Genomic DNA, 8,436 nt, shown 5'->3' with positions numbered 1-8,436 from the left:
TATCAGACTTCCCTCCTTTTCTTGAATTGTATCAAATCATACTTACTCCTATTCTACCACAAATGACAATAGTTTTCCACAGGCTAAATTTCAAGGAATAAAAATATATTTTTAAACTTTTCCACAAGTTGTGGATTTAAATCCACATTGTTTTTAAAAGTTATCCACAAAGTGGGGATAACTAGAGAATATGCTTATTATTCTGCTATTTTCAAAAGATTTTTATGGTGGAAAAACTTGTCAATACAAAAATAAAAATAACAGCCTTATTTTAGGCTGTTGATAATTCGTTGGTATTCATCGAGACTTGAAAAAGAAATTTGGATAGTTCCTTTATTTTGCGAAGAGGAGTGTATCGTCACTTCTGTTCCCAATATTTTTTTCAATCGTTGTTCCTCTTCTAGTAGGAAACTTTCTTTTATTTTTTTATTTTTCTGTTTTCTTTTTGAACTGATCTTGTTTTCTAATGTTCGAACATTTAAATGATCCTGTTTGATTCGCTCCAACCAAAAGCGCTGCTCTTCTTCATCAAGAGGAATGAGAACACGCGCGTGAGCCGAAGAAATGTCATTTTGAATGACCGCTTCTTGAACAGAGGGAGCTAGATGTAACAAGCGAAGCATATTGCTAATATAGGGTCTAGATTTCCCCATAAATTGAGCGATTTGGTCGTGCTTATATCCATGATCAACTAGCTTCTGGTAGGAGATAGCTTCTTCAATTGGATTTAGATCTTCTCGTTGAAGATTTTCAATAATGGCTTGTCGCATCATTTCTTGATCCGTTAACTCTTTAATAATCGCAGGAACAAGCTCTAATCCAGCAATTTTTGAAGCTCTAAACCGTCTTTCACCTGCAAGCAATTCAAAACCAATTATTGGAGATTTTCTGACAATAATGGGTTGAATTAAGCCATTTTCTTTGATTGACTGAGCCAGTTCTTCTAATTTTTCTTGATCAAATACTTTTCTTGGTTGGAAAGGATTGGTTCGAATGTCCTTTACTGCTATCTTTTCTAATTTTTCCATCTTATGAATAGAATAACACACCTTTACAAATTAGTAAAGGTGTGTTTACAAGTATGTCAAGAAAGTGAAAGTTAATCGCTTAGATCCTCAGTTGATTTTGTCAACTTGATAGAAGTTGTTTGTTGTTTTCCATCACGATAGAATGTGACCTTGATCGTATCATTGATTTGGTGAGAATAAAGGGCAGATTGTAAATCTGCAGTTGACTCGATATCTGTATCATCAATCTTTGTGATGACATCGTAGCGTTGCAATTTATCTGAAGCAGGCATATTTTCAAGTGTTGAACGAACCAGTACCCCTCCAGAGATTTTTTCAGGAAGTTTTAATTGGCTTAAATCAGAAGTTGAAAGATTGGATAAATCCATCATTTGGATTCCAAGAGCTGGTCGAACCACTTTTCCTTTTTCTTCTAGTTGCTTGATAATATTGACAACATCATTTGCAGGAATTGCAAATCCCATTCCTTCTACTGAAGTTTGTCCGTTATTTGAAATTTTACTTGAGGTAATTCCAATGACTTGTCCTTGAATATTGATTAATGGACCTCCAGAATTCCCTGGGTTGATGGCTGCATCTGTTTGTAAGGCACGTGTAGAGATATTTTGTCCATTATCGGCTTTCAATTTCACATTGCGGCCTTGGCTGGAAATAATCCCTTGGGTAACAGAATTAGCATAATCTGTTCCAAGAGGGCTACCGATCGCAATCGCAGTCTCACCAACCGTTAATTGGTTTGAATCTCCGAATTCAGCTACTGCCTTTGCTTTATCCGCACTAATGCGAACTACTGCAATATCAGAATAGATATCTGATCCAACTACTTCTCCAGGGACTTTATTACCATCTGCTAAAAGAATATCTACTTTTTTAGCACCATTAATGACATGGGTATTGGTAACAAGGTAGGCATATTTTCCTTCTTTTTTATAAATGACTCCAGAACCTTCACTAGAAATTTGTGAGTCAGAGTTTTCTTCTTTTTCAAACAATCCTTGATTCGAAGAATCAGAATAAGTAATTACAGAAACAACAGCATTTTTCACTTTATCGACGGCTTCACTAGTTGAGGTCGTATTTTTATAAGCTGTTTTAACAGTGGTTGAGTGGACTTGCTTACTTTCAGTATTTGAAGTAGAAGAATGAGATGTTTGTAAGGTTAAAAAGGTTCCAAGAATCCCACCTAGAAAACCCACAACAAAAATGAGGGCTATGCTTCCAACTTTTTTCAGTAAATTAGATGAAGATTTCATATTTTCCTCCTAAGGGTATCAAATTATCTAGAGTATAGAAAAACTTTCTTAATTATATCTTAAATAACTAAAGTTATCCACAATTTGTGGATAACCTGTAGAGTTTAGTTGAGAAATGGCTTTAAAAAGGACTTTATAGAATAGCTTTTCTTTCTATAGCTGTGGATTATTTGTGGAATTGAAGAATTATGCTACAATAGGGGAATGAAAATTAAATTGATAACCGTTGGAAAATTAAAAGAAAAATACTTAAAAGATGGGATCGCGGAGTATATTAAAAGGCTTGGTCGATTTGCAAAAGTAGAACAGGTTGAGTTAGTTGATGAAAAAACTCCAGATCGTGCCAGTCAACTCGAAAATCAACAAATCCTTGAAAAAGAGGGGGAACGAATTCTCTCTAAAATTTCAGATAAGGAATATGTGATTGTATTGGCTATTGAAGGCAAACAATTTCCTTCAGAGAAATTTAGTCAAACGATTGATCAGATTATGACATCTGGTTATTCAAACCTTACTTTTGTTATTGGAGGCAGTCTTGGTCTGTCTACTGAAGTGAAAAAAAGAGGAAATCTATTGATGAGCTTTGGTCAATTAACGCTTCCTCATCAGTTGATGAAATTAGTGTTGGTGGAACAAATCTATCGTGCTTTCATGATTCAACAGGGGAGTCCCTACCATAAATAACCTTGACGCTCCTTCCTTTTTCTGCTAAAATGAAGTAAGTTCGGTCTCATAGCTCAGCTGGATAGAGCATTCGCCTTCTAAGCGAACGGTCGCAGGTTCGAATCCTGCTGGGATCAAATGAAAGATGCAGTTTTTGCTGTGTCTTTTCTTTTTGTAAAAAATGTATAAATTTTCATTATCTATTAATTTTTCTATATATTACTATTGATTAATAAAAATGAAATCATTTATTAGAAATATTTTAAAAAAGATCTAATAATCCCTATATAGTGCAAAGTGCAGATTGTGGGAATTATGTAAAATAGTTTTCAATCATGTAACAAAATCGTTAAAAACATTACAATTTCACCCATCCCCTTTAATTTTAGTCTATTTTATATTATAATTTTTTGTATATAAAAATTTTATTTTTTCTAATAATACTAGAATATAATAAAATAGAAAAAAAGTAGGAGAGTTTGTGTGATTCAGTCATTAGTATTGTCTTTTCTCTTAGGAGGGATCATTGTTCTGACGTTTGCATTAGTGGACGAAAAAATCTATCAGGAACATCAATTTTCATTTATCTTTCTGCTGAGCACCTTTGTTCTTCTTTTTGAAAGTCTCTTAGTATTTTTAGATGTGACTCTAGTTTCAAATATTCGACTCTCTGATTTAAATATGCTCTTATGGCCGGTTTATTTATATCCTTATTATCATTATGCTAATCGGATGAATTACTTGTGCACCATTTTTTATTCTTTTTTTACTTATTTAGCGGTTGAAGGAACAGCAACTTTTCTGACGATAATTGTCTCTTCAGTGTTAGGGGATGCTTTTGTAGCAGCTCACTCGATTGTTTATAATATATGTATTCGTTTGGTTTCTTTAGGAATCATTTTGAAGTTAATTGACTTATTTGAATTTGATTTCACTCCTTTTTATGAGAAAGAATTTGAAAAATATTTAAAGAGAGTCATCTGCGTCTATTTCACCATCTTTGTAGTGATTAATTTTGCTTTATGGATTAGTGAACAAGCGCAATTTAAAAATTTTGGGAGTATGTTGGCAACGATTTGTTTTTTCTTTTTTGTAGTCAGCTTATTCCATATGAAAATCGAGCGAGATCAGTATCGTAAAAATTTAGCACTGGAGTATAAAGAATTTTCTGAGCAACAAATGAGTCGCTATATGGCTGAAATTCAAAGTCTCTATTCTATTGTTAGGGGATTTCGTCATGATTTGGGAAATTTAGTTATTTCTATGTCATTAGCTATTGAGGAAAAAAATATTTCAGAAATACAGAGAATCCATAGAGAAGTATTAGAAGAAGGTTATAAAAAGATAAATACAGAAGAATTATCAGGATTTAACTTGGTCAATATCAGAGATTCTGCATTACGAAGTATTTTGATTCGTGGCTGGTTGGATGCTAGAGATGCTGGGGTAGAAATGACCTTTGAAACGAGTGAACCAATCGAGCAACTACCAGTTGATTTATTAGATATCGTGAGAATCGTTGGGATTCTAGTGACAAACGCTTTGGAAGCTTCAAAAGAAGCGGAAGAAAAGAAAGTTCATGTTGCTATTTTCTCTATTTCAAAAATTGTTTACTTAGTGATTCATAATACAACAAATGAAATCACTTTTGATATCAGAAAAATATATGAGGAAGGCTATTCGACAAAAGGAGAAAATAGAGGACTAGGATTAAATAATGTGAGAAAAATCTTAGCAAATTATGGAACGATGTTTTTAGAAACAGAATTGCAAGGAAATCGTTTTTTACAAGTTTTGAAGATTGGAGGATATGAACAAGAATGAAGATTTTTTTATTAGAAGATGAGCTCTCTCAACAGATACGGGTAGAAAAACATATTGTAGAAATTGCTAAAGAATTAGAAATTAAACTTGAAGTGATTTCTACCGGTAAACTTACGGAATTTGAAAATTATATCCAACATTCGGATATCCACCAATTATATTTTCTAGATATTCATATCCAAGACAATGAATATTGTGGGCTAGAAATTGCTAAAAAAATACGAGAAACAAATCCTTATGCCATTATTGTTTTTATTACTACAAAATCAGAATTCGCTTCTATTACCTATCGTTATAAAGTATCTGCCTTGGATTTTATTGATAAAAATTTGAATGAAGATTTATTTAGATTAAAAATAAAGGAGTGTATTGAGTATCTAACAACTATTCAAATTGGAAATGATGATTTGACAGATTATTTTGAGTATGACTTTAAGGATAAAAAGATAAAAATTCCATTTAAGGATATTCTTTATATTGAGACTGTTGGTTCGGCTTATAAATTAAACTTAGTTGGGAAAAATTTTCAAAAAGAAATTGCGGGAAGTTTATCAGATGTCTTGGAGAAAGATGTGGAGGAGAGATATTTCAGTCCCCATCAATCTTATATCGTAAATAGAAGTATGATCGTTGGGATGGATAAGAAAAGAAAACAGTTGTTGTTGAAAGAAGGGTATTCTTGTCCAATCTCAAGAAGCAATATCAAACGTGTCAAAAAATTAATTGAAGAGCAAAATTTAGAATTTAGTGCTTGACAATTAGTTAAATTTTGATATAATGAAATATGTTCTGTAAATGAATATATGGTCCGTTGGTCAAGGGGTTAAGACACCGCCTTTTCACGGCGGTAACACGGGTTCGAATCCCGTACGGACTATATCTCATTCCGCCATAGCTCAGTTGGTAGTAGCGCATGACTGTTAATCATGATGTCGTAGGTTCGAGTCCTACTGGCGGAGCTAGTATAACACCCATTTGGGTGTTTTTTTGTTGTTTTGAAAAAAGGCTAGGATGGCAATTATCCTAGCCTTTTATTTATAAGTGAACGATATTCATGTTCCTTAGCTTTTTCGTCTTTTTATTTGTCTCCATTCGTAGAGGAAAAAGAGAATGATTCCAACGAAAAAGGCAATGAGTCCTTCAATGAAGCCTTGGGGAACAAATGTTAAGGTGACTGTTCCGGATCCTTTTGAAACACGAACTCCCATCAATCCTTTCTGGATGCGATGAATTTGGATAGGTTTTCCATTTTGTTTAGCTGACCAGCCTTTATCATAAGGGAGTGTAAAAATAAGGGTAGTGTCTCTATTTGCGTTATAGACTGCAACCAAATTGTTTTTCTTTTTGTGAATAGCAACTTCTTGTTGACGAATAGTGGTGATAGCTTGTGTATATTGGTCAAGATCCAGAGCAAAAAATTCTGGTGTATCAAAGGAGACCGTCGAATTTTCTGGAAAACTCATACGAATAGTAACCGTTTCCTCTGTGTCAAAATGACCAATCGAAAAGAATGGAAAGGCGTTATCGATAGTATAGCGTTGGGTTTGTCCATTGTAGCTGATTTCAATATCTTTCCGATCATCATTTGAAAATTGTAAATTTGGAACATTAACATATAGTTGGCTATGGTCAGGAACTGTTACTTCAAATTGAATACTTGCGTAGGATAGATGACTATCTTCTTCAATTTTTGCAGTTTGCAACGAAGATGTAGTGTTTTGTGAAGTAGGCGAGAGAATATTTAATTTCTTATAAAATTTATATTTTTCATCCGTGATTTGATGGATGAATCGTGTTTGATTATCCAGTGTCAAATTCGTAAAGGAAATATTTTTATAAGGTGTTGCTGACAGAAAGGCGATAGGTAAGGCATATTCGTTTTCTAAAAGTGAGATTCCATTTTTGGTTGTAATCTCTTTAAATCCAAATTTTTTAACAGGTTGTTGGCTTAAATTATAGCGAACACCAAATAGACTATCCATTAAAATAGAATTGTTTTGGTATCGAAGATTGAGGTTGGTTCCTTCAGATTTAAACCCAAGTTTGTCCAATGTTGAGCTAGCATCCGTATTTCGTACGGATGAAAATTGAGAAATTCCATTATAACCATATTTCATGCTATCATTGCCCGTTTGTGGCTGTAGAATCTCAGTCCGATAATTAGAGTCTGTCTTCCCTCTTACTAAGGATTGGATGGCTTTTAAGTCGCGTTCGTAGGACGACCGAGAAGCAAAGACCCATTCATTCGCAATTCCTTCCATTTGATAATAACTATTCACCGATAATTCAAAGATGGAGAAAAACAGGATCGAAAGATAGAAAAGTCTAGGCGGTATTTTTTTTAAGATAAATCCTAAACAGACTAAATAGAAGGCAATTAAAAATTCAAAAGTAACAATGAAATTGACAGCATCTAAAAATTTATAGTGACTGCTGTAAAGGACAGTTGCTCCAAATCCTAGAATAAGGAGGAAATTAGCAAGACTAAAACGAATCCAAGTGATCTCCTCTATTCGATTTAGTACTTCTCCTGCCATCAGAATAATCGTCAAAGAAAAGATCCAAGAGTATCGATGAAGAAACATATTTGGCGCGTGCATACCTTGCCAAAGGAGATCTAATAATTGAAAACGAAAACTCAAAATAAGAATGGTCAAGAGTATAAAATAAGAAAGTTTCACGTAAAACTTGATCGACTTTACAAAGAAGAAGGTGATTGCTAGTAGCAGTGGAAATAATCCCACGTAGATCATTGGAATTGATCCATATTTAGTAGTGTCAAAACTTCCAATGAAATTTTTTGCAAATACGTCAAGATACCAACTTTTTTCTGTAAAGATACTGTCAACCTTTGAAAAACTTTCTCCATGAGTGCGTAAATCTAAGAAGGTTGGATATAACATCACAAGGCTTGTTATAACTGATAAAAGAGATACAATCACAAAATGAAAGAAGCGTTTTCCAATTTCTTTGATGTCCCATGACAGTTGTGTCAAGTACCATAAAATGAGAAAAATAGACATCATAAACCCAAAATAATAATTTTGGATAAACAAGCTGGTTAAGCTGATAAAGTAGAGAATCTCTCCCTCATTGTAAATGAGTTTTTTGAATCCATAAAGAATTAATGGTGCTAGGATAAAAACATCTAGCCAAGTTTTGATTTCAATTTGGCTAATAGCAAAGCTCATAAGAGCAAATGAGGTTGAAAGGGTAAGAACCAGAGATCTAGGAATTTTAGAAAACATTCCATGTAAACTAATATAAGTGCTTAACCCAATAGCTCCAAATTTAAGAAGAGTGATGAGGTAAACAGCATCTGGCATGGATTGTGCATTAAAGAAGTAGACAAGAGGAGAAAAGAAACTTCCTAGATAATAGCTACTGAGTGCATAGAAATTAATGCCTAATCCACTTTGAAAACTGTAAAATAGGCTATCTGTCCCGTGTAAAATATTTCGAAGTGTGGTATCAAAAATGACATACTGATGATAACCATCTCCTAATAAGGGGGATGTATCACTGTTCCAGTAGATTCCCTGTGAGAGGTAAATAAAGAACATCATGATAGCTGGAATCAGGAAAGAAGATACTATAAAAAGAGATGTTTTTAGCTTTGTTTTATTCATATATTTCTACTGAAAGAGCCTGAAATCATTATTTCAGGG

Annotated in this window: 6 protein-coding genes and 3 tRNA genes; 6 read left to right on the top strand and 3 right to left on the bottom strand. The window is 33.5% G+C overall.

Annotated elements, in window-relative coordinates:
* Positions 1 to 266 precede the first annotated feature (266 nt).
* Entirely contained in the window at positions 267 to 1,028 is a 762-nt protein-coding gene (locus AB4X21_RS10075; RefSeq protein WP_369087942.1) for a ParB/RepB/Spo0J family partition protein, read from the bottom strand.
* Between the two features lie 71 nt (positions 1,029 to 1,099).
* Entirely contained in the window at positions 1,100 to 2,281 is a 1,182-nt protein-coding gene (locus AB4X21_RS10070; protein ID WP_151379379.1) for a S1C family serine protease, read from the bottom strand.
* Positions 2,282 to 2,485: 204 nt separating this feature from the next.
* Here AB4X21_RS10070 and rlmH point away from each other — a divergent pair, with 204 nt between their 5' ends.
* The 6 genes from rlmH (at position 2,486) to AB4X21_RS10040 (ending at position 5,727) form a co-directional block, all read left to right on the top strand.
* On the top strand, positions 2,486 to 2,965 hold the full coding sequence (gene rlmH / locus AB4X21_RS10065) for a 23S rRNA (pseudouridine(1915)-N(3))-methyltransferase RlmH (protein WP_369087941.1): 480 nt from the start codon (positions 2,486 to 2,488) through the stop codon (positions 2,963 to 2,965).
* Between the two features lie 42 nt (positions 2,966 to 3,007).
* A tRNA-Arg gene (locus AB4X21_RS10060) sits at positions 3,008 to 3,081 on the top strand.
* 346 nt (positions 3,082 to 3,427) lie between these two features.
* Positions 3,428 to 4,768, top strand: coding sequence for a GHKL domain-containing protein (locus tag AB4X21_RS10055; protein ID WP_270300096.1), 1,341 nt, complete (start codon positions 3,428 to 3,430; stop codon positions 4,766 to 4,768).
* Entirely contained in the window at positions 4,765 to 5,523 is a 759-nt protein-coding gene (locus AB4X21_RS10050; protein ID WP_151379380.1) for a LytTR family DNA-binding domain-containing protein, read from the top strand. Before AB4X21_RS10055 ends, AB4X21_RS10050 begins: the two co-directional genes overlap by 4 nt.
* 50 nt (positions 5,524 to 5,573) lie before the next feature.
* Positions 5,574 to 5,645, top strand: a tRNA-Glu gene (locus AB4X21_RS10045).
* Positions 5,646 to 5,653: 8 nt separating this feature from the next.
* Positions 5,654 to 5,727 (top strand) — tRNA-Asn (locus AB4X21_RS10040).
* Positions 5,728 to 5,829: 102 nt separating this feature from the next.
* Here AB4X21_RS10040 and AB4X21_RS10035 read toward each other — a convergent pair.
* Positions 5,830 to 8,397 (bottom strand): YfhO family protein, encoded by a 2,568-nt coding sequence (locus tag AB4X21_RS10035; protein WP_369087940.1) that lies wholly within the window; start codon positions 8,395 to 8,397, stop codon positions 5,830 to 5,832.
* Positions 8,398 to 8,436 lie beyond the last annotated feature (39 nt).

Source organism: Streptococcus sp. CP1998 (assembly GCF_041026655.1).
GTDB lineage: Bacteria > Bacillota > Bacilli > Lactobacillales > Streptococcaceae > Streptococcus > Streptococcus dentalis.
The sequence above is the reverse complement of the archived record's forward strand: the minus strand, read 5'-3'. Positions and strand labels throughout refer to the sequence as shown.